This is a genomic window from Streptomyces sp. NPDC127092 (assembly GCF_042722475.1).
Lineage (GTDB): Bacteria > Actinomycetota > Actinomycetes > Streptomycetales > Streptomycetaceae > Streptomyces.
Map to the genome: position 1 here is coordinate 591 of NZ_JBHXFE010000348.1, position 562 is coordinate 1,152.

1 protein-coding gene is annotated in these 562 nt (G+C 74.0%); it reads right to left on the reverse strand.

Translation table 11 applies throughout. From position 1 onward, the window contains the following. Window positions 1–455 (reverse strand): Crp/Fnr family transcriptional regulator (locus ACFWJO_RS40320; protein ID WP_386873331.1); only part of this gene is annotated, 455 nt, incomplete at its 3' end. Window positions 456–562 lie beyond the last annotated feature (107 nt).

The window sequence follows — 562 nt, forward strand, 5'->3', positions numbered from 1 at the left end:
CGGGCCCGCCGTTGTTCAGCCTCGGCCAAGCGGACGGCCAGCGTCCGTATCACGTGTCCCCCGATGCCCGGATGCTCGGCCAGGAGTCGGGCGACCTCGGCGTGGGAGAAGGTGCACAGGCGGGTCGCGGCCACGGCGCGCGCCCCATGCCGGGCCGGCTCGCCCGTGAGGAACTCGTGCTCGCCCACGGAGTCCCCCGGCTCGACCATCCGCACCACACGTTCCCGGCCGGTCGCTGAGCCGAGCGTCAGCGCCAGGCGGCCGCTGTGCACGACGCACAGGCGGTCCGTGCGGTCACCGGCCAGGTGCAGGGCATCGCCGGCCTCGAGCACGAGCGGCCGCGCCAGGGCGGAGACCCGGCGCAGCTGCTCCAGATCCAGCCCGGTGAACAGCGGGACCCGGGCCGCGCACGGCTCTGGTTCATCCACGGGGATGAGGGGCAGGTCGATACGCACGCCATCAGCCTCCCACACGGCGGCTTGACCGCGGTCAAGGCGTACCCGCCGTCCCCTTCGTAGCGTCAGTGACATCCCCGGAGGACGGGGATCGGACCGGGCGCCCG